This window comes from Methanosphaerula palustris E1-9c, from assembly GCF_000021965.1.
Lineage (GTDB): Archaea > Halobacteriota > Methanomicrobia > Methanomicrobiales > Methanospirillaceae > Methanosphaerula > Methanosphaerula palustris.
The window spans coordinates 2882338-2903454 of record NC_011832.1 but is presented as its reverse complement, the minus strand read 5'-3'; the positions used below and the strand labels follow the sequence as shown (position 1 = coordinate 2903454).

General features: G+C 54.7%; 20 protein-coding genes, 2 tRNA genes and 1 pseudogene. 10 read left to right on the top strand and 13 right to left on the bottom strand.

What is annotated here, in order from left to right:
- Positions 1-26: 26 nt before the first annotated feature.
- From MPAL_RS13870 to MPAL_RS13850, 5 genes are all read right to left on the bottom strand, one after another.
- A complete protein-coding gene (locus MPAL_RS13870) occupies positions 27-401 on the bottom strand; it encodes a hypothetical protein (RefSeq protein ID WP_148208256.1) in 375 nt (124 codons plus the stop codon).
- A gap of 916 nt (positions 402-1317) precedes the next feature.
- Positions 1318-1893, bottom strand: a complete 576-nt coding sequence (locus MPAL_RS16035) for a hypothetical protein (protein WP_012619349.1) — start codon at positions 1891-1893, stop codon at positions 1318-1320.
- Between the two features lie 993 nt (positions 1894-2886).
- Positions 2887-3480 carry an acetate uptake transporter gene (locus MPAL_RS13855; RefSeq protein ID WP_048146143.1) on the bottom strand — a complete coding sequence of 198 codons (594 nt, stop codon included), beginning with the start codon at positions 3478-3480 and terminating at the stop codon, positions 2887-2889.
- Positions 3481-3815: 335 nt separating this feature from the next.
- Entirely contained in the window at positions 3816-3962 is a 147-nt protein-coding gene (locus tag MPAL_RS16420; protein ID WP_012619346.1) for a hypothetical protein, read from the bottom strand.
- A gap of 72 nt (positions 3963-4034) precedes the next feature.
- Positions 4035-5105, bottom strand: coding sequence for an NAD(P)-dependent alcohol dehydrogenase (locus MPAL_RS13850; RefSeq protein WP_012619345.1), 1071 nt, complete (start codon positions 5103-5105; stop codon positions 4035-4037).
- On the opposite strand from MPAL_RS13850, the gene MPAL_RS16415 reads away from it, so the two are divergent.
- Entirely contained in the window at positions 5104-5442 is a 339-nt protein-coding gene (locus tag MPAL_RS16415) for a hypothetical protein (RefSeq protein WP_158303694.1), read from the top strand. The genes MPAL_RS13850 and MPAL_RS16415 overlap by 2 nt on opposite strands.
- 9 nt (positions 5443-5451) lie before the next feature.
- Here MPAL_RS16415 and npdG read toward each other — a convergent pair whose 3' ends face one another.
- A complete protein-coding gene (npdG, locus tag MPAL_RS13840; protein WP_394295840.1) occupies positions 5452-6141 on the bottom strand; it encodes an NADPH-dependent F420 reductase in 690 nt (229 codons plus the stop codon).
- Between the two features lie 619 nt (positions 6142-6760).
- On the opposite strand from npdG, the gene MPAL_RS16410 reads away from it, so the two are divergent.
- Positions 6761-6931: a hypothetical protein gene (locus tag MPAL_RS16410; RefSeq protein WP_158303693.1), complete on the top strand. Its 171-nt coding sequence runs from the start codon at positions 6761-6763 to the stop codon at positions 6929-6931.
- A 589-nt stretch (positions 6932-7520) separates the two neighbouring features.
- Here the strand turns inward: MPAL_RS16410 and MPAL_RS13830 are convergent.
- The gene (locus tag MPAL_RS13830; protein WP_012619342.1) at positions 7521-7808 is read right to left on the bottom strand and encodes a putative quinol monooxygenase; all 288 of its coding nucleotides are present in this window, start codon (positions 7806-7808) and stop codon (positions 7521-7523) included.
- Between the two features lie 92 nt (positions 7809-7900).
- Here MPAL_RS13830 and MPAL_RS13825 point away from each other — a divergent pair, with 92 nt between their 5' ends.
- Positions 7901-8197: a hypothetical protein gene (locus tag MPAL_RS13825; protein ID WP_048145461.1), complete on the top strand. Its 297-nt coding sequence runs from the start codon at positions 7901-7903 to the stop codon at positions 8195-8197.
- 7 nt (positions 8198-8204) lie between these two features.
- Here the strand turns inward: MPAL_RS13825 and MPAL_RS16405 are convergent, their stop codons facing one another.
- Positions 8205-8393, bottom strand: coding sequence for a hypothetical protein (locus MPAL_RS16405; protein ID WP_048145458.1), 189 nt, complete (start codon positions 8391-8393; stop codon positions 8205-8207).
- The gene (locus MPAL_RS14875) at positions 8390-10171 is read right to left on the bottom strand and encodes a PAS domain S-box protein (RefSeq protein ID WP_012619341.1); all 1782 of its coding nucleotides are present in this window, start codon (positions 10169-10171) and stop codon (positions 8390-8392) included. The genes MPAL_RS16405 and MPAL_RS14875 overlap by 4 nt, the downstream gene beginning before the upstream one ends.
- A 424-nt stretch (positions 10172-10595) precedes the next feature.
- Here MPAL_RS14875 and MPAL_RS13805 point away from each other — a divergent pair.
- From MPAL_RS13805 to MPAL_RS13795, 3 genes and pseudogenes are all read left to right on the top strand, one after another.
- Positions 10596-11492 (top strand): annotated as a pseudogene (locus MPAL_RS13805) (IS481 family transposase).
- Positions 11493-11614: 122 nt separating this feature from the next.
- Positions 11615-12877 (top strand): tRNA (N(6)-L-threonylcarbamoyladenosine(37)-C(2))-methylthiotransferase, encoded by a 1263-nt coding sequence (locus tag MPAL_RS13800; protein ID WP_012619340.1) that lies wholly within the window; start codon positions 11615-11617, stop codon positions 12875-12877.
- A gap of 36 nt (positions 12878-12913) precedes the next feature.
- Positions 12914-13483 carry a hypothetical protein gene (locus MPAL_RS13795; RefSeq protein ID WP_012619339.1) on the top strand — a complete coding sequence of 190 codons (570 nt, stop codon included), beginning with the start codon at positions 12914-12916 and terminating at the stop codon, positions 13481-13483.
- On the opposite strand, the gene MPAL_RS13790 is transcribed toward MPAL_RS13795, so the two are convergent.
- Both MPAL_RS13790 and MPAL_RS13785 read right to left on the bottom strand, forming a co-directional pair.
- A complete protein-coding gene (locus tag MPAL_RS13790; protein ID WP_048145456.1) occupies positions 13484-13939 on the bottom strand; it encodes a hypothetical protein in 456 nt (151 codons plus the stop codon).
- Between the two features lie 41 nt (positions 13940-13980).
- Positions 13981-14054: transfer RNA gene (locus MPAL_RS13785), tRNA-Ile, on the bottom strand.
- Between the two features lie 124 nt (positions 14055-14178).
- Between MPAL_RS13785 and iorA the strand changes: the two genes are divergently transcribed.
- Both iorA and MPAL_RS13775 read left to right on the top strand, forming a co-directional pair.
- Positions 14179-15948 (top strand): indolepyruvate ferredoxin oxidoreductase subunit alpha, encoded by a 1770-nt coding sequence (gene iorA, locus MPAL_RS13780; protein ID WP_012619337.1) that lies wholly within the window; start codon positions 14179-14181, stop codon positions 15946-15948.
- Entirely contained in the window at positions 15945-16535 is a 591-nt protein-coding gene (locus MPAL_RS13775; RefSeq protein ID WP_012619336.1) for an indolepyruvate oxidoreductase subunit beta, read from the top strand. The genes iorA and MPAL_RS13775 overlap by 4 nt, the downstream gene beginning before the upstream one ends.
- 19 nt (positions 16536-16554) lie before the next feature.
- On the opposite strand, the gene MPAL_RS13770 is transcribed toward MPAL_RS13775, so the two are convergent.
- The gene (locus tag MPAL_RS13770) at positions 16555-17784 is read right to left on the bottom strand and encodes an MFS transporter (RefSeq protein ID WP_012619335.1); all 1230 of its coding nucleotides are present in this window, start codon (positions 17782-17784) and stop codon (positions 16555-16557) included.
- Positions 17785-17908: 124 nt separating this feature from the next.
- Here MPAL_RS13770 and MPAL_RS13765 point away from each other — a divergent pair, with 124 nt between their 5' ends.
- Together MPAL_RS13765 and MPAL_RS13760 are read left to right on the top strand one after the other, a co-directional pair.
- Complete coding sequence (locus tag MPAL_RS13765) at positions 17909-19117, top strand: response regulator (RefSeq protein ID WP_012619334.1); 1209 nt, start codon at positions 17909-17911, stop codon at positions 19115-19117.
- A 1012-nt stretch (positions 19118-20129) separates the two neighbouring features.
- Positions 20130-20780, top strand: a complete 651-nt coding sequence (locus MPAL_RS13760) for a TMEM175 family protein (protein WP_012619333.1) — start codon at positions 20130-20132, stop codon at positions 20778-20780.
- Positions 20781-20925: 145 nt separating this feature from the next.
- On the opposite strand, the gene MPAL_RS13755 is transcribed toward MPAL_RS13760, so the two are convergent.
- Positions 20926-21011, bottom strand: a tRNA-Ser gene (locus tag MPAL_RS13755).
- Positions 21012-21117 lie beyond the last annotated feature (106 nt).

Genomic DNA, 21117 nt, shown 5'->3' with positions numbered 1-21117 from the left:
GCGGGGGAATCCTTCGGGTACTGCGGTCACTCGATCCCGGGAGGCAGGTATGGCCACCCGTCAAGCGCGACGCACAGGCGTCCTGTGCGCATACTGCACCATGGTATCTGGTTGGATTCAACCGGCTGGTATTGCCCCTCCCAACCGTAAATACAGATAACACGGCCGTGTGGATCGGTGATGATCGGGATCTGTATTCCGTCGGCGCCATCGACACCGACCGGCACCAGTTCCACCCCTTGCATCGCCACTCCGGGCGGTACCCTTTCACCCACCGGTGCTGGCAGAACTTCAGCCCGGCGCACCTCATACGCCTGTCCATCATAGCAGGGAAGGCGATCGCCGACATGGATCAGAGTAACTTCCAAGTCAGTGGCCGTTTTTTTCAACATTTCACACATTTCACACATAGTATTTCTCCACTCCCATCCCTCGACGGGGATCACCATTTAATAAGTCGATGTTCCTGATAATAATCCTACTCCCCGGGGTCAGCAGGCTCCCTGGTTGATGGCTTCCACGCTGGACATCTTCTGGTCATGACTGTGGCAAGGGTAAGTCTGCAGAACCTTTTTGCATGTTTCGATTACAATCTCGCACAAATCAGAACTATTTAACGAAGGGCACTCGAAGAGCGGTAGCTCTCGAGATCCGGAAAAAACCGGTCACAATGAGAAAAAATTGAGAGGACTGACAACGGATAACTGAGACCAAACCACGTTTGGAGGAAAGAAATCAGGATGTCTCAAAACGAGCTATGTTAAAAAGGTGTCCTTGTTCAAGTTGCCTATATTTTCCAGCCTTGATATTCGCCTCTGTCTCTTCTAACTGCTCCGTAGTTTCAACGGATACCGGCTCATTATCGACTGCTATCCCCACCCGGCAACGCAGGACCGTCGGATCATCGCAGGGAGGGGATACTCGAACGACGAAAAATAACCAGAATCCCCAAGACCACAGCCCCTGCTAGCCAAGCCCGATCAAGGCCAAGGGCATCTGGTCCATTGTCTTTGGTTCCAGTTCATCGAGCGTGTGGGTGTCACATTCGCGGGGACCGTCCCAGTTGAGGCGGCGTCAGTTCCTGACCGGACGACCGTGACAGTGGGTGCCAGATTCTCGGTGAGAGACGGACGAGTAATGAGCTGGTATTCTCCCATAAATCCCCCGAATCCATCACGCACCAGCAGAACATACATACCATCATCCGTCCCCTACGGTACCGGGGTGTCGACCGGTACGAGGTCTTTCCGCTGGGGATCAGGCCGGAGACTGCCGCTCTACCTGTCCGTGCGTCCCCACCCTGCGACATTCACCATTTCAACCGTGCATCCCCTCCAACTCATAATCGGAAACAGGATTCGATTCGACCAGTTCGAGCCCGGCAACCAGTTTCTCCATGGTCTCCTTTGGGAGCCGGGTCTGTTTGCCGAGTCGAATGAGGTGGAGCGTCGGTATGTCCACACCCGTGGTCTTCTCCAGCTGAATCATTCTTTGCTGCTGGAGCCGCTCCACGATCCCCAGGGGTATGTCCACGGTCCCCGAGGGTATGTCCACTGCAGCCTCCAGGGGCATGTCCACGGCCTCTGCTGTCTCAAGCACGTGCGGGACTATCAGGCGCTCCGGACACTCCTCGCCGCGTGCGGATTCGAGCCAGGCCTGGACAAGGTGCGGGAGCTGCTCCTGAATTCGGCGATCAACCAGGGCTTCGAGGTGGGGGGGGGAAGCAGAGAGGCTGCTCTCTTCAGCCGGCACGGGCGGACCATCGAGCCGGAGCCGGAGGCCTTGCTCTATGAGATCACTGAGGGAGAGTCCGTTCTCTGCTCCGTACGCCATCGCTCGCTTGAAAAGGGAGGTATCGAGAGAGGTATCAGTTCGGCGCTTCTTTTTGGCCATGCTCTAGATTACGTAGATATGTATATTTAATCAATGTGTTCGGAATTGAGGCAGCGGCGCTGCGTCACACCCCTTGCGGGTGTGTGTTTTGAATCCTCTGTTTTTCGAAGACCGGCCCCACTTCCAATAAGACCAGATCTGATCTTTCCTTGAGAGAACGCCGGGTGATAGTCCCCTGTACAGTACAGGCCACTATCCGTCTCTTCCCCCATCATCAACTGCCTCCGCGTCCCCCTGAATCTCGGCGGCACCGACCAAATCGGCTGGTATCATTGGTTTTTGTTGGTAGTCACTATCCTTTTCATATCATACTCCGTTCCCACCCCATGCAGGTTGATTTCATCCTGTTCCAGAAAGAAGAGCAAAAAAATGCTTCAAATATACTATTATGAGGTCTCCAAAGAACGTACGCAATATTCTAATCGGGAAAAATGCCGACATAATGGACCTTGAGGATATAGCCACGTGGGTTTGGTTTGAAAAGCATGAAGACTTGTGATCGGCAAATGGGGGTTCTACGAACTCGGAAGGTTTGTCCGGCATAAGATACACGAAGCAGGTATCTCCACCAATTTGTCGATCCAGAATATATCTTGTAACAGTGCTCAGCCTATGGTCATACAGCCAGAAAGGACCGGAAGAGTCAGGCAGAGTGAATCTGTGTGACCTGCGGCCACGCGGATATCAATACCATGATGAAATATCACGAGAAGGGCTGATGTCAACCAGCCTACCGTATTCTGTCCACCCCTAAGAGAAGCGGAAGATGGAGGTGCACGCCGACGGTGAAGTCCGAGGTCATACTCCACAACTTTATTCGTGGGTAGTTGACCCTTCTTTGGGATACGGCATCACCGTCTCTTTTTGGTCTCCGATCACCTTGCAGAACCGATCGTCTGTCCCGATGACCTGCGGGGTGTCATCCACGACCACCCGCACTACCGTGCGGGCCTAGATGGACATCCTTGGGTCCATCCGGCGCCGACTTCGCGTTCATCCTAACGGGACAACCTCGCGCTCGTACACTTCGTTCAGCACCTGTCCGAACCCGGTATACACCGCAGAGAGCCCGCAGATGATCCCTTCGTAACCTCCGATCGTCGTGAAGAGCGTATTTCCTGTCAGATATCCCAGCCCCAGCAGGACAAAGAGGATGGTCACAGTCGCAAAGATGAACTGGAGCGCCCGGTTGTACTTCAGGGTGGCAATGAACGTCACGAAGGCGTAGAGCGCCCACATGAACAGGTACGCGGCCATCGCCGTTGGACTGGCTGCGTCGGCGAGACCGAGTTTAGGCAGGATTAGCAGGCCGACGAAGGTGAGCCAGAAGAAGCCGAAGGTGACGAACGCTGCTGCACCAAACGTATTCCCCTTCCTCCATTCCATGTACCCGGTGATCGCCATGGCGAATCCCACGTACGCGCCTATCATGACGATCGACGATCCCAGTGAGTAATACCCGGCGTTCACCAAGCTCAGCAGGACCGTCGCTATCCCGAACGCGAGCAGCCCGATCGGACCCGCAGTCGAGGTTGGGTCATGTATCTTGACCCCGGTGTATTCTGGAGTTCCTATCGTTTCACTCATCCCAATCACATCGTTTTCGTTGGTATAATCCAGTATGGTTAACTGCATTCAGTCCGGAGGGAGGGGTATTCAATCGCTCATGCCGCCCACGGACATTTCCATCCCCGTGCTTAACATCTACGGGTACATCCCCTCACCAGCTCTTCCGGAGTCCGGGAACAGGGGAACCGTCTCCCCTGTTTCCCAGGAGGTTCCGCGAGGCTTCGATTCAGAAAGGCCTCCTTGTGAGGAGCTAGATCTCGTCATCGCGACGCTTACCGTCTGATGATTCCACGGAGGCGTAACGAGTGTCTGCTCGACCTCGATCGGAACTAGGAACTGAACACCTCACCCATCTATTTTCCCGTCACCGGGTCCTTCAGAAAGATCCCGTTCCAGACCAGGAGTGCGTAACAGGACTTCTCGGCCACCCTGACTTCAAGGTCCAGAAAGAGGACACCCCCCTTTTGCTCGAAGGGTTCCGAGATGTCGCGCTGTTCCATGACAGACCCTGTAGACGCCAAAAAAAAGGTGAGCGATTGTTGCACTCAGAGTCGGGAGTTTTCACTGATTTCCTACTCGCAGATGACGACAGGCTTGATCAGATCGCCAGACTTGCTCTTCATCATCATGAGCGCATCCTCGACCTTGTCGAGGCCTTTGTAGACATGAGTTGCCATGAGCCCTGGATCCATGCGCTTGTACTTGATGATCTCGGCGAGCCGCTCCATCCGGACCTTTCCGCCGGGGCAGAGACCAGTGATGATGTCCTTGCTGGCCATACCAAAGCCCCAGCCTACACGAGGGATTGGCAGGTAATCCTTGTCGAACATACCCTTGCCAAAGTAGTTGTTGTTCCCGATGGCACCCCCGGCCTTGGCCACGTTAATGGCGTCCACGAGGATGTCAGGTCCGCCGCCGGAGACGATGACAGAGTCGACGCCCGCTCCATGGGTCAGATCCATGATCTGCTTAACGGTGTCGCCGTTCTTGTAACTGATAATATCGGTCGCGCCGTATGCCTTCGCGACCTCGATGGGTTTGGCTCGGGTTCCGATGGCGAAGATCCGTCCGGCTCCCCGAAGTTTCGCTCCTGCGATACCGCAGAGGCCGACCGGTCCGATGCCGAAGACCGCGACCGAGCCACCGATCGGGATCCTCGCGTTCTCAGCGGCCATGAAGCCCGTGCTCATCATGTCAGGCATCATGACGGCTGCCTCGAGGGACATGCCTTCAGGGAGTTTTGCGAGGTTGTTGTCCGCCTCGTTCACGTGGAAGAACTCGGCGAAGACACCGTCCTTGAAGTTCGAGAACTTCCAGCCGCCACACATTCCAGTCGACTGCGAGGGGTACCCACGCTGTGAGGCTTCATCGCCCCAGTCCGGTGTGATGGCCGGCACAATGACGCGGTCGCCTTTCTTGAGGTCCTTGACCTCACTTCCCACCTCGTCAACGATACCCAGGGCCTCGTGCCCGAGGGTCATGTTGTGGCGGTCGCCGAGGGCTCCTTCCCAGACCGTGTGGACATCGGACGTGCACGGTGCAAGGGCAAGTGGCCGGCAGATGGCGTCCAGTGGACCGCACGCAGGTCTATCTTTCTCCATCCAACCAACTTCTCCAATCCTCTTCATTACGAATGCTTTCATGTTTTTTCCCTCCGGTTCAAATTTTTCTCAATTGCTGATTGAGCGTATACTGCAGGTTTTTATGTCGGTACTGGCAGGCCCTGCCCCTGTCGAGGCCGGTGATCCGGATCCCGTCGAACTGACACTTGTTCCGGATGTTCAACCCCATAAGGAGCGGCGTGATCTTCTCGACGATGCTCGCCCGCTCGAGCGCGCGCCACAGTCGATCACCCGAATCCCCGGGATCATCTCGATCAATGGCGTGATTTTTTCAGTGATGCCGGCCGGTGCTTCTTCGGAGCCAGGTTTTGGCCCGCATGCAGGCATGACTCCTCAAAAGCACTCCAGCCGTAGTTAATTGAGATTCCTAGCAGATCCGACCCTTGTCGAGGCCCGTGATCCGGATCCCGCCGAACTGACACTTGTTCCGGATGTTCAGCCCGATCAGGAGCGGTGTGATCTTCTCGATGATACTGGCCCGCTCAAGCATCCCACAGTCAATTACCTTAATGCCGGGGATCTTCTCGATCAGCGGGGTCACGAGGGCCTTGGCGTCCTTGTCGTCGCCGCAGATCAGACAGTCGCAGTCGATCGGCTCCTTGAGTTGCATCCACCAGGTCTGCGAGATGTTGTTAAACGCACAGATCACCTTCGCCTCTGGTAAGATCGACTGTGCCCGCTGCGCCGCGGAACCCTCGGTGAGGGATAGGCACTTCGTGGCCGAACCACCGATACAGGACTCCAGGGGTCCTGTAGCGTCCATTAACGGCTTGCCGGCTGCGCCCTCCTTGATCGAGAGGAGCGTGTCCTTCTGAGCCATCAGCGGTACGGTCAGGATCAGCATATCGGCCTCTTTGGCCGCGTCGGGGTTCTCTGCGGCCCTGATGTTCTTGACATCGCCGAGCAGTTCCTTTACCTTGTCCACACCTGCCTGGGCCTTCTCCATCGTCCTCGAGCCGATGATTACGTCTTCCCCAGCCACTACGAACCGGGTCGCGATCCCGAGGCCCTGTCCACCGGTTCCACCAATTACTGCAATCTTTACCAATTCACACACCCTGTTCTTATAATACTGAATGGGATTTTATCCACACATAAAGATACGATTTACAGGGGACCAGTAGACCCCTCAATTTAAATATAAAACACGGCATACCTGTTCCAGTGCTGGGGGTATACACCCTACGTACTCAGCATTCTGTATGATTTACAGCGTAAACCGATCGTGAGCGCAGGTCTGTGCTGAGTGCCGATGAACGGATCCCAGTCAGTCGAGGATGAGGCTCAGGATCTTCCGAGACCGTTCTCCGCCTGGTAGATCCAGATTACAGTCGAAAATCTGACAGCTGACAAATACCAGGTTCTCTCAAATTCTGGTTCGCCTTTCAGGGAGAAGCGAAATTGAGATGAATCTGTAGGTTCTTCGAATATCCGGTTCACCCATAAGGGAGAAGCAGACATCCCGAAATAGACAGGTCTCCGACTCTTGTGAGTCTACAATTGTCTGCGGTGTTTTTTTCCGTGGTTTTTTGCACTGTGTGCGAAGCAACGCATTGATCAGGGTGATAAATTGTGCTTCATCCATACGGTTGAGAAACCGATACATATCGTCAGCCGAAGGGATCTGATTGATATGGGCAAATAATCTGAGATCGTTTCGTTTTCGGAGTTCATTGATGACGTACGTGATCTCCGAGGAGAAGAACAGGGCAATGAGGGGGTTTCTGAGAATTGAACTGGTATTTTCAACCGGAGTTATTCCCCGCTCTGCCATCTCCTGCTTTGTTCACTGGAAGGTGGTCAACGTGAGTACTGAGTCGAAGAGTAACCATTTTAAGACATTATGATCTACTAAAGTGGGAATTTCATTGGATTCACCAGATCTGATATCCCCTTCTGGTACGATCAATTTTACGGTATTATCGCATTTAATTTCATTAACAGGATGATTTCCCGATGTACTTTTGCTGGGGGGAATATTTCAATAGTTAGATCAGGCATCAGCGCATCATAGGCACATGGAGGGAAGGGGGATCTTGGAGGGGGCCTATCCAAAGTTTCATGCTGTGTTGCATAACTCGAAAACTGGGTAGTGGCCCAGGAAACAACGGCCAATAAAAATATTTTCAATAGGTGGGGTATTTGCAACGCGGGGGGCGATTGCTCAATGAATTTCGTTCAGATTTTCTGAAATGAATTATCGATTACATCTAGAGCCACTACCGAAAAGAGCCAGTTAACCTTGGGAAAATTGGGTGAAATAAGTCCAATTCGAGCCAAAATTGAGTTATGCAACACAGCAAAGTTTCACAAAACTTTTACAATATCTTTACACTTTTTTAAGAAAATCACCTATATTTTTGGAAGGTATTGATTGATATTACATGAAGAAGAAAAAGAGGTGAAAGATATTTTTCCGTCTCTGGAGACGGTATCTCAGGTGAGTTTTCGATACAGGGTGATGTCAAGCGGACCGGCAAATAAGGGTCCTGCTTTGTCCACAAAGCCCCGGAAATGGGGGGTTGTGTTGTGGAGGTCGATTGCGGCCTGATCTTTCCAGACCTCAACAAACGTGAACTTCGTGGGATCTGCGAGATCTGCATAGAAGTCATAAGAGATGTTTCCTGCTTCGCTTCTGCTCGCTTTGACTAAATCCTGGGCAAGTTCTACGAGATCCTCAACCTTATCTGCTTTTACGCTGCATCTGGCAACAATGGTCATCATATGATATCTCTCCCAATGCCGGTTGGCAACATCGATGATCCTTTTGCAGAGTTGATAAATCTACGCACCCGATCAGATGTTATCCCCAGGCGTTGAGAACCATCACCACCCTCGCCGGCGACGCGGAGGTAGTCGATGGGGTTGATCACGACCACCCGGAGATTGAGATCGATATGGTCCGATTCTCCTGCTTCCTCTACGGGCAGGGCGCGGTGTGGGGCAGGGATCTCGTCGTGGTGCCAGTCTTCAACCCCTACTCTCCCCCCGGTTTCATGATCAACTCCACGAAGGGTCAGGACTTTCTCTCACCCATCCTCCACCGCATGGACGTGGGCGGCCTGCAGCCGGTGATGCTTCCCCCCGCTTGTCGGCACCGTTGGTTCGCATGAATAACGCCTATATTCGCTCCCGCCATCCGGAGTCTCGGAGATGACCCCCATGACACGCCGGGTTGTTATCATTCTTGCCGCTGTCGCGTTGCTCGCCCTCCCCGGCATCGTCGTGGCCGTTATGATGCCCGCGCCCGCCAGCACCCTGCCATTCACACCTGCTCAGGATGTTCTCCAGGGTCAGGTCCGCGATCACAGGTCGGAGCGGGTATCCACCATGGGGTCTGATGACCCCGTCATGTCCTCCAGCATTCCAGAGACGTCGATCATGAAGGAGGCGAGTTCACCCGACGGGAGCTTGAAGACGTAGTGCGAGATCCAGGGGAAGTCCTCACGGTTCCGGTACCGTAGCGGCGGGACGAACTCCGGCTGTTCTGTGGTCAGCACCCGGATCAACATCTCACGCACCGAGGGATCTGGTAGGTCGGGAAACTCCACAAAGAGTCTCTTCCCGATCAGGTCCTGCTTCTCCGTTCTGAGGAGGATCGCCGTTGCCCTGTTGACGTCCTTGATAATATAATCGTTCCCCCCTTCGATCGGCTCGTAGATCAGGACACCATTACAGGTATCCTCGAAGAAGGAGCGGTACCGTGTCTCCTGAAAGATACTCGTCTGCAATGCCTTCTCTGCCTGTTTACGTTTGGTGATATTGAAGAATATCCCGTTCCAGACTGTCTCGTTCTTCAACCTGACAGGTTGCGAGACACCCCGAATGAACATCTCCTCCCCCGTCGATCTGATGAAACGGCCCTCGAAGTCCCATGGTGCCACCCTCGCAATGACATCCCAGATCGATTCGAACCATCGCGCCTGGTCTTCGGGTGCGATGCAGGCACCGAACCGCTGGAACCAGTTATCCAGGGGTGCGATGGGAACACCGTAGATCTCCATCGAACGTTCGTCGACGTAATACACTCCCCATTCTCCTGTATCTCTCGCATAGAACTGGTACGCAACCCCCGGAAGATTGCTGGAGATCCCTCTGTACCGCTCTTTCAACTCCTTTTCTGCACGCCTCTTTGCTGTGATGTCCTTGAAGAGGATGGCATACTCGTTCGGCTGACCTCGGGTACCAGACAGGATCGGGGTGAAGGCCACATCAAAGAAGGCAATGCCATGCTTTGTGCCCAGGATCTGCCGTTCTTGCAGCAACCGATCGAAGTCGCATGCAAGCTCGATCTCAGCCTCCTGCCCCAGCTGGATCAGTGACTCCATCTTCTCCCGGCGACAGGCGAGGTCGAAGACGTTCGCGTTTTTCAGTTCGGCGAGGGTGCGCAGCCCGAGAACCCGCAACGTAGCGCGGTTCGCGTTCAGGATAGTCCCGTTGGCAGAGAAGATGATGATCCCGCTTGGAACCGACTCGAAGAGAGTCGCGATCTTCTTCTCCGAGTCCTCCAGATCGGTCTCGGCCTTCCTCAGCGCGGTGATGTCCCTGAGGCTGACCATGATCCCTGGGCGGCTGGTCTGCGAGCTGATCGGCGCGAAGTCGACGAGATAGACCTGATTCGTCCGCTCGTCGATCATCTGCATCTCGGTAAGATGCGTTTGGGAGTGCTGTACCCGTTCGATGTTCCGCCGGACTGAGAGTTCGGAGAAGATCGGAAGATCGAGTTCAAAGAGCGGGACGCCGACAAGATTGTGGCCAGGATGGATGCCGAGGGTGACGATGAAACTCGTATTCACCATGAGGATCTGCAGGTCGCTATCCAGGATCACGATCGCGTGGTGGAGGTGGTCGAAGATCTCCGGCAGTGGGATGCGCCGTGACGGCTGGTAGAACTTCTTCTGTCCGAACCGTTCCACGCTGACATCGCCGCTCAGTGTGAGGAGTTCGAGGTATTTAGCAGCTGTTTTTCGGTCGATATCGAGTTCCCGGGCGATATTCAGAATCGGCATCCCCCGTGGTGCGTACTGCTGAAGCAGGTCAATGATCCTGCCGAACACTTCCTGGTTCGTAGTCGAGGTGTGCGTCACTCAAACTCCGTATATTTGGCAGCGAACCTCTTCACCCTCATGAGGGAAAGAGCTCAGGGAGGATCATCATTGCAGGAGATCATCCTTTCGGATGAAGTATGCCTGTATCCTGCTATTTCCCAGCTCTGTTGCCGGCGGAGAGTTCAGTAGGACCGCTCAAATAAGTGACTAATCTTTAAATGGTTTAAATGTATCCATATTGCAGGTTGAGGAGTAATCTCTATCAATCCCAGAGATAATAGCGGGAGTAAAGTGCATAAAACGTAATTGTGAGGTTATCTATTAACCTCCAGAAACAGCCATCTGTTTAAAAGGAGTTTATATACAGAATCGTCAAAATAAGAGATGTATAGTCCCGAAAGTATTTCCTATATCTGACGTTGAACCGAAGACGAGTTCAACGATGAAGTTGACCTAGAAGAAGATACGGTGGATAATCCATCAGAAGGAAAAGAAAGAATTCTCTGGGATAATAGCGAAGATCCAGCACATAGCGAGGAGGCGCGTGGACCAACTCTGGAAACAGTATCGTGAAACAGGGGTAGTTCCAATCATCGGAGAGGCAATGGGTCGCCGAAGAAACCGGTAACCACTGAGGAATCAACCGTGATAGACGAAGCGTACGGACGATTCCAGTACGGAGCAAGGATGTTGGAAACACTCATCCTGAAGGTCTATGGCCTAATTATTTCTCATAACTGGATACACAGATACGTGATGGATCGGGGACTCGCCAGGGGTTGAAGTATCAAAACGAAAACAGCGGAAATAGGTGCGGTATGAGCGAAAGCATAGCATGTCAGCCGGACACATCGATTGGCACAAAGATGCAATCAGTGAACTTAAGATCTGTGCGGTTCTGGATGACCCTTCACGAAAGATCTTGGCAATCGATGAATCTGTTACAGTCAACACGGAAAAAAAAATAATAACTGTTGTTGAAGGAGTAATTCAGGAATATGAGCCAATATGCCCACTTCGTGAACTGATTATGGATCATGGCAGCGAGTTTGGGGCGCATCGAAGAGACGAGAATGGAGATTGGGACAGTGAATTCAAACAATATCTCGGAACTCATGATATCCGACCAATTCTTGCTCGAGTAAAACATCTCCAAACAAATGGGAAAATTGAGAAATGGTTCAATATCTATAATAGGTTCCGATATAAGTTTGCTTCTCTTGATGAATTCATTGTCTGGTACAATAACCGACCTCACGGCAGCTTGGATTTTGATAATCTTGAATCTCCGGAACTCGCGTTCTGGAGAAGATTACCTCAAGAGGCTATCCTCGGTATTGGTATCAGGGTTTTCGGTTAGTGACTTGATGAAACGTTCAAATTATCTTAAGTTAAGATCTGTGAGAAATACTTTCAGGACTGTACATTCGCTGGAACGACCCGTTTCCTTATATATTCTGAGGTCGACGAGCTATCCTGCAGATGCAACGCCTCTCTTCTCTTTGCACCAGCACCGGTGCCTGTATCAGCGCTCTTCACAGCCTTGTTGGGAAGGATGTCTACCTGGAGGAGTATGGGTGCACCTTCAACCACGCCGATACCCTGGCGTTGGTCGAGGTGCTGAAGGCGCAGGGGTGTACGATCGTCCCCACACCTGAGGAGGCGGATGCCGTGGTGCTGAACACCTGCACCGTCATCGGCCCGACCGAACGGCTGATGCTCAGGCAGATGCGTCGGTACAGCGGCCATGACCTTTATCTGACCGGGTGTATGCCGGCCGTGCAGATGGATGCGATCTGTGAGGTCTGTTCCCCTAAGGTGATCCCCCCAGAGGAGATCCGGGCGGCCTATACCCTTGTGAACACTACGGTTCCGTCGGCGATAGGGGTCGTGCAGGTGGGGCAGGGGTGTGCCGGTCGGTGTTCCTACTGCATCACCAGAAATGCCCGCGGGCCGCTCCAGTCGTTCCAGCCGCCGGATATCTACAACAGGGTGCAGCAAGCGGTCGATAACGGGGCTGTCGAGGTGCAGCTGACCGGTCAGGACCTCTCCTCGTGGGGGCTCGACCTCGGGCGGAGCCTCCCCGACCTTCTTCGGGGAATCACGGCGTTTCCGGGTGATTACCGTCTCAGGCTCGGGATGATGAACCCGGCCACGGTTCTCCCTATCTTGGATGATCTGATTGCAGCCTACCAGTCGGACCGAATCTTCCAGTTCCTTCACCTCCCGATCCAGTCGGGCTCGGATCGGGTGTTGGCTGCGATGAACCGGAGTTACACCGCCTCCGACGTTCAGCAGATCCTAAGAGCGTTTCGTGAGGTCCATCCTGACCTCACCCTGATGACCGACCTGATCGTCGGGTTTCCCGGCGAGACCGATCAGGACTTTGAAGAGACCCTGCAGATGATCACCGCTCTCTCTCCGAACAAGGTGAACATGACCAGGTACTCAGGGAGGCCTGGCACTCCCGCAGCCGACCTGCCAGATCTGCAGGACTCGGTGAAGAAGGATCGGTCACGGGCTGTTAACGACCATGTTACTACACTCTACCACCAGAAGAACAGTCGGTGGATTGGAGAGGAGGTCGGCGTCGTCGTCACCGAGCAGCGCAAGCTAGGCTCGGTGATCACCCGGGACGAGCGTTATCAGAACATCGTCATCCCGGAACCCCTCCCCTTTGGGATGAAGTGCAGGGTACAGATCGAGCAAGATTGCACCTACTACTTCATCGGTTCCCTGGTCTGACGATCGTATTATCCCCTCTCCAGCAGACGATCTGGTATGGCTGACCAGATACCTGAAAATATAGAGACGACGCTGACCGTGATCGAGCAGGGCTTCAACCGCCTCTCGGACCTGGTCGTTGAGAGCGGGGATCTGATCGAGGTGAAGGGTGCTGAGGTTCGGGCTCGTGAGGGTGCTCTCCTTGGGAGGATGGGAGTTCGAGCGGCCTCTCTGATCCCTGCGATCGGTCTCAATGTACTCGAACGAGGCAAGATCGGTCTCGACGGCGAGGTCTTCGATGCCCGGCACTACGCACAGAAGGTGCTGGTGCTCGGGCGAACAGATCCGATGCCGTTCCGCCCTGACAATCCTGAAAAGAAGATCGACGACCAGTTCTGCGTGCTTCGGGAGGACGGCACCTTTGCAGAGTTGATGTATTCATCCGCCGGCGGGATCGCCGACTCCTATCTGCAGACGATCACGCCGGACGAGGCGCTCGCGATCTACGGATATGAGTTACTCTTCATGCTTTACCGGGCCCTGAAGGAGAACCTGGACGGGGAGGAGACGCTCGTCGCCGCCCTCAATGTGGTGCTCTCGTTTTTGAACGATCAGACAAAGATCTGATCACTTCCAGCCGAAGAGGGGGAACGTGGGTTTGAGCAGGTCCTCCTCCCCTTCGCCGAGCGCGGAGAGTGGAAACGAGCCGGAGAGGCTCCGTCCATCGACTGTGCTGTAGTGTACAACGGCTTTGGCCTCCACAACCATCTCGGTGAGTGGATACTCAAAGCGCTGGTCGGGAACCAGAGCCGGCAGGTCGAACTCGATGTTCAGTGGGACCAGTGCCACGTGCCCGCCGGTGATCGAAGCGTTGCCTCGGTTGATCATCACCACCGCTTTTGCATCATCGCGGAGGTTACAGGTGACATCGGGAAGGCCCAGACTGTCCTCCATGATCTTCATGCCCATGAATATCACCGCAGTGAAGATCAGCATGATATACCCATAGATCGGTTCAAAGAAATACAGAGCCGCCGCAGCGATCACTCCCACTCCCAGCACCAGCATCTGGCGTAATTGCATACGGAATCGTAGGGTTGCATCAGATATAAGAGAATAAGAGATGGGCCCGATGTGATTCGAACACATGACCTCCCGGTTATCAGCCGGGCGCACCACCTGGCTATGCTACGGGCCCAACTGTTACCCTATTAGATAAATTCTTGAAGTTCTTATAGATTATCATATGTTCCGCGGGGCGAGGGCAGTCACGATCCCTTTGTTCCCCTCAGAAAGAGAATCAGAAAAACGGGAAAATGAGCATGGAAAAACGATACGCTCTTGGAAATGAAGGCATTGCCCATGCATGCCTCGAAGCAGGGATGGACTTTGCAAGCGGGTACCCAGGGACGCCGTCCTCCGAGGTGATCGACACTCTGCGTACAAAAGCGCGGGGGAATGCTTACATCGAATGGTCGGTGAATGAGAAAGTCGCGCTTGAGAATGCACTTGGGGCCGCATGGTGCGGGCTCCGGGCCCTCTGCACGATGAAGCATGTGGGTCTGAACGTGGCCGCCGACCCTCTGATGACCAGTGCCTACACCGGAGTCATCGGCGGGCTGGTGGTGCTCAGTGCCGACGACCCGTTTGCCCACAGTTCTCAGAACGAGCAGGATAGCCGGCGGTACGCTCACTTCGCCCGGATTCCCTGTCTGGACCCGACCGGGGTGCAGGACGCTCATGACCTCATGAAGGACGCGTTCGTCCTCTCCGAGGAGTTTCACCTTCCGGTGCTCTTCCGGCCGACGACGAGGATCTGTCATTCCAAGGGGGACGTCACCTTCGGTGAGGTCGCGACCGAGCACCGGACCGGTTCGTTCACCAGGAATCCAGCCCAGTATGTCGTGATCCCGGCCCATACCAGGGTGTTACATAAGGAACTGAATAAAAAACAACAGCCCCTCGCTGCAGCTCTGGTGAAGAAGGGGTACAACACCGGGACGATTCGGGGGCGACGTGCAGTGATCACCGGCGGGATCGCGGCTTCGTACCTGCAGGAGGTGCTCCCTGAGGATGTCTCGCTGATGGTGATCAGGGCGTATCCGATCGACGAGGAGTGGCTTGGCCGTTTCGTCCAGGAGCATGAGGAGGTGCTGGTTGTCGAGGAGCTGGCCCCGGTTATCGAGGAGGTGGTCAGGCAGGTGGCCGGTTGTATCAGGGTTCATGGGAAGAAGGACGGATGCTCGCCATATGAAGGGGAGTTCTCGCCTGCACTGGTCGCTGATATCCTGGTTCGGGCCGGGTTCCTCGATCAGACCCCGTTTCCGGCGGTGACCCCGGAACAGAACCTGCCACCGCGGCCGGCGATCCTCTGTGCTGGGTGCATGCACCGGGCAACCTTCTATGCGATGAAGAAAGTCTTTGCCGATGGGATCTTCCCGAGCGACATCGGGTGTTACACCCTCGGACTGCAGCTCGGAGCGGTCGACACGACGATCTGCATGGGAGCCTCGATCACGGTCGCGAGCGGGATCGCCCACTCTGGGGAGACGAGGCCGGTGGTCTGCACCATCGGAGATTCGACGTTCCTTCACACCGGTGTCCAGGGTTTGATCAACGCGGTCTACAATGGGGCTGACATGGTCGTTGTGATTCTGGATAACCGGATCACCGCGATGACCGGCCATCAGCCGAACCCGAACACCGGGGTGACGGCAACTGGCACGCTGGTGCCCCCGCTCTCGCTCGAGGCACTGGCCAGGGCTTGTGGAGCACGGTTTGTCGAGACGATCGATCCCTATGACCTGACCGGGATGCTCCGGACCTTTGAAGAGGCGAAGGGGCGGTCTGGGGTGAGAGTGATCATCGCCAGACAGGCCTGTGTGATCACCGAGAAGCGGGCTAAGGTGAAGCGGGGGATCTACGCGATTCTCACTGACCGATGTACCGGCTGTCGGGCCTGTATCAGGTTCGGCTGTCCGGCGATAGAGTTTGAGGACGGGAAGGCCGTTGTCAACGATCTCTGCAGTGGCTGTGGGGTCTGCACAGCGATCTGTCCTTTCGGGGCGATCGCACGCGGAGGGAGACGATGAAAGAGAGTTATGATATCATCATCGCCGGTATTGGGGGGCAGGGGACGATTCTCGCCTCCAACATCATCGGCGAGGCCTGTATCATCGAAGGGAGGACGATTCGGGGTGCAGAGACACATGGGATGGCTCAGAGGGGCGGGTCTGTCGAGTGTCAGGTGCGGATCGACGGCCGGTATGGTCCCCTGATCGCCCCAGGACAGGCGGACCTACTGATCGCGTTCGACCTGCTTGAGGCTCTGCGGTACAGCCACTTTCTGCGGGAGGGCGGTGTCGCTATCGTGAACGATCATCTGGTCCCACCGACCTCCGTCTTTCTGCGGAATCTGCCGATGCCGACGGCTGCGGAGATCCCGGGCTTGCTCAGAGCCCGGGGAGTTCGGGTCATCCTGCTCGATGCGGCTGCCATCGCCACCGAGGCCGGCTCGGTGCTGACCCAGAATGTGGTGATCCTCGGTGCGGCCTCTCATCACCTGCCGCTTGCGGTGGAATCACTGTCATCGGCCGTTGAGCGGTCGGTGCCGGCGAAGACCGTCGTTATCAATCAGAAGGCGTTCCTGCTCGGGCGGAACGCCGCCGGTGGTTGCTGAAATATAAAAAATAGATCGGTCATTTTTTTAATTTTTGCCGTTCTTCAACGGCCAACCACTGGAAGAGGATAGCACAGACGAGTACGACTGCCCCGGTCACTCCGAACCCCGTGTGGTAGGAGAAGAGCGCCAGCAGCCCGCCCATCAGGATCGGTCCTGCAGCCTGGCCGATGTCCATGATCGTCGACATCAGCCCGAGGGCGGTACCCCGGCCACGGCTGGGTGCCAGGTCCGCGACGAAGGCTGAGGTAGCAGCCGAAGCGACCGAGAAGCCCATTCCAAAGAGGGCGGAGAGGCAGAGGAGCACCGGCCAGGCGGTGGTGTACGGGAAGAGGGCGGCGGTAGCGGCCGTCAGTAGCAGACCGGCGGTGATCTGTGCCTTGCGCCCCCGCTGGTCGCTGACCTTGCCGAAGAGGGGCCTGGTCAGGGTTCTGACCCCAACCTGCACCAGGAAGAGGAGGCCAATCATCAAAGTATCGATCCCTGCGTTCAGGGCGTATAGTGGGAGAAACGCCTCGATGGCGCCGAATGCGAAGAAACCTGAGGCCTCGGCCAGGGAGGTGATCAGGATCGTCCGGTCGCTGATCACAGCCCTGAAGGCGGACCCCATGCTCGTGGTGTCAGATTCGGGTGCAGGCTCTTCATCCCTCTCCTCGCTGCCTATCCGATCCGGTTCCGGCAGTAGCACCATTCCGGCGAGGGTCAGGGCACCGGCGACGGCACAGACCAGGTACACCAGCTGCCAGACCCCGATGGCCAGAATTGCACCGCCGGCAAGCGGGGCGACCGATCTGCCGGCGAGCTGGAATGAGGAGAAGTAGCCGAGCCGTTCTCCACGTCTCACCGGGGTCAGGTCGGTGACGTAGGCCATCGCGACAGGGCCGAAGATGGCGGTGGCGAGACCATGGTAGACCCTGACCAGCGCGAGGTCGAGCGGCGTATGAACCAACAGGTACAGGACCGGGGCAGTGAAGAAGACGATGCCAGAGAGGATCAGCATTGGCCGCCGGCCGTAGCGGTCAGAGAGAGAGCCTGCCCAGAGGCTGGTTACTATCCCGGTCACGGTCGAAGCGGCAGCGATCAGCCCGATCGTCTGGAGGTTTGCTCCGAGGGTCTGGGCGAGGATCGGGAGGACCGGATTCTTGCTGATCGTCGAGCTGAAGATGGCCAGCCCTCCGATCGAGCAGAGGATTAGAAAGAGGAGGAACTGCCGCTTCTCTGCCGGGGGAATCTGCCGGTGCTGGTTCATCGATCGATCATGGTGCTCGTGGTCTATATACTCGTTCTCCTCCCCGCGATTAATATATACTTTACAAAATATCTATTGATTTAATTTTAATACTCTTGAACTCTACGATACAACAGGAGCTACAATGCTATCTGCTTATACTGGAAAGGGGACTGGGAGAGGAGGTGAAGGAGTGCTCCTGGATCGGCGGACGCTCAGACTTTTGATGGTGGACGACGAGGTGGAAATGACCGACCTGGCCCGCCTTTTTCTGGAACGTTCTGGTTCTATCAGCATCGACGCGGTCCATTCGGTGACCGAGGCACTGGATCGCCTGGATCATGAAACCTTTGATGGCGTGATCTCAGACTATGAGATGCCGGGGATGAATGGGATCGCGTTCTTAAAGGTGCTCCGTGCCTCGCAGAACACCATCCCGTTCGTGATCTTCACCGGCCATGGCCGCGAGGAGGTGGTGATCGAGGCGCTCAATTCGGGTGCAGACTATTATCTGCAGAAGGGGGGAGAGGCACAGGCTCAATACGCCGAGTTGGCTCATAAGATCCGGCGTGCGGTCGCAGAGCGGGAACAGGAACGACAGATCCGGGAGATGCACGAGGTCCTCTCTGCGATCCTCTCGGCCTCGGCCCATGGGATTGCGTTGATTCGGGGCATGCGGTTGCAGTGGGTGAACGGCTCGCTGGCAGGGATGCTCGGTTATCAGGAGGAGGAACTGGTCGGTTGCCATCTCCGGCAGCTCTATCCTGGTGAGGAAGAATACGAGCAGGCCGGCGAACAGATCCGGGCCGACCTCCGGGACCATGGGCGATCGGAGCTCAGGATTCGGTTCGTCCAAAAACACGGGGCCCCGATCGACTGTGACGTGCACATCGCCCCTCTTGACCAGGCCCACCACGAGTACGGCCATATCATCGAGCTGACCGACATCACCCGAACGCTGGTCATCAAACGCGAGATGACACAGCTCGCGGCCTTCCCTCACCTTGAGATCAACCCGGTCATTGAGGTGAACCCTGTCGGCCAGATCACCTACTTCAATGAGGCCGCGATCGACGTGTTGATCAACAGTGGTGAAGAGGTGGACCTGCAATCGTTCCTCCCTGTCGACCTCGACCAGATCCTCGCGGCGATGGAACGGGAGGAGACCGGTTCGATCTTCCGGACTGTGATGATTGGAGAGCGACAATTCTCAGAGCATATCACAATCAGTCCCCAATATGGTGTAGCCCGGATCTCAGCAATCGATCAGAGACTGGCTGCGATAGCGGCGCAAAAACTGAAGGAGGAGAACAATTCGTTGATGAATCCGGTTTCCCATCCCCAGCAGTCCTGATTGATGTACTGGGTTGCCTGGTGGGTGGTCGGCAGATAGGTGTATCCGGGAGACCACACTGCCTTCAGGTGATGGTTGCTCACCCATCTGGATTCTTCTAAACCTCCTCAGTCCGATATGTAATCGATTTTTTTAAACATCAACGATGATATCGTACTTGATCGAAATACTAACTCAATACTAAACTCTGTAGAATTAGTATTTAACAGGCCCAACCCTAGGAGATGACGAACCTCCAGAAATGAACCAGGCTGGGAATGGTGAAAGGACGGATATTCCTAATGTTATTGAGGAAGAGACAGGTTCCACTGCTCAAAAATACTATGGATGAGATGATGTCGGATGCCTTCTGACTGAAATACTCATAAAATACTAATATGTTTAAAATTAGTATTTAGAAGATCAGACCCACAGGAAATGGACGTCTCACATGGCTACTGGCTCTTCGAGTACATGCCGCTCTCCCGGGTTATCCTCCAGTCCAAATAGAGATACGCCCTTGCATACCTGTACACTGAATACGACGAGGTGGATCGAACCTACTCCATCCAGTACACATCAGGTTCATCGAAGATGCGCGAAAGGATCTGTTCGCTTTTATCGAGAGGAAACAGAGCGAACAGGATGAAATGAAGGCGATCATCAGGGCTACCCGGGATATCAACCAGAGGTAGGTGGAAATTCTCTGGTATATGATGGAGTACAGCGACGAGTACTTCACCATTAGAGAGATAATGTCCCGTTCCGGTGTTGTCTATTAGACAGCATGGACCGACCTGTTCGGGCTTGTAAAACAGGGTTATCTTGTGAAGGAGAGGCGGGTGCGTGAGTTTCTCTTCATCTTCAATGAACAGTTCGACCTGTGGAGAGGGGATACAAAGAATCTCTCAATATGAATCTGGCCGGTCGATGAGTCAGGTCTTGCATCTCATTGGTTCACCCGGCCGCTCTTTTTTCATCCGGATGACCGAGAGATTAAACCTCCAATACCCCCAAATTTACTCAGTTCACTATGGAAGAAGAGAATGAGTTCGACAATGAGATGCACCTCACCAAGGGGCGGCTTGAAGGACTCTCGGATGGCATCTTTGCATTCTCGATGACGCTTCTTGTCCTCGGGGTGGATTTGCCCGATAAGGCGACGATTGTTCAGTCCAACGAGTATGCCATCCATGTTCTCCTATCGCTCGGTTCCGACTTCTTCCATTATGTTCTGGCATTCCTGATCCTCGGGGCCATCTGGCTCTCTCATCACACCAATTTTCACTTCATCTGGCATGTCGACAAAATATTCGTCTGGATCAACCTGATCACCCTGATGTTTGTTGCCCTGTTGCCCTTCTCGACCTCTTTTTCAGGGGACTTCCCCGGGGCCTCGCTCGGGGCTATCGTCTTTGATGCTAACCTCTTTGCTATCAGTATGGGTCTGTTCTTCCAGTGGCTCTATGCGACGGCCGGACATCGTCTCGTAAAACCGACAGTGGAGGCTCTCTTCATCCGGAGAGTACGCTTTCGTATTTTCACCATCCCGATTGTAGCACTCGTTGGTATTCTCCTCGCCCTCGCTGGGTTCACTTGGAGTTCGGCGGTTTATATGACCCTACCACTCATCAAACTGGGGATAGGCCGGGTGAGTGTAACTTTGTCTGGTGCAGAAAAATGAAGATATGGGATCGAATATGAGAGATCTTGCCACCAAAATTCCGGTAGTCCAGGTGATCAGGAGCCTGAGCAGCAGATTCCGAAACACTGTTGACTCGAAGTTGAGCCACTCTGCTATTGGAAGAAACAGTGATGAAAACAAAGAACGCTGAGGGGGAGATTTGAACTCCCGAGGGGCAAACGCCCCACAGGCTTTCCAGGCCTGCGCCCTACCGGACTAGACTACCTCAGCAGAAATGTCCTAGTATACTTCACGGTCTATTTTTTTAATGGTATGCCTTGTTCTGATCCCCCAAGGAGGTCGGTGAGGATTTTATGGAGTAGTCTGACAGTTCTCT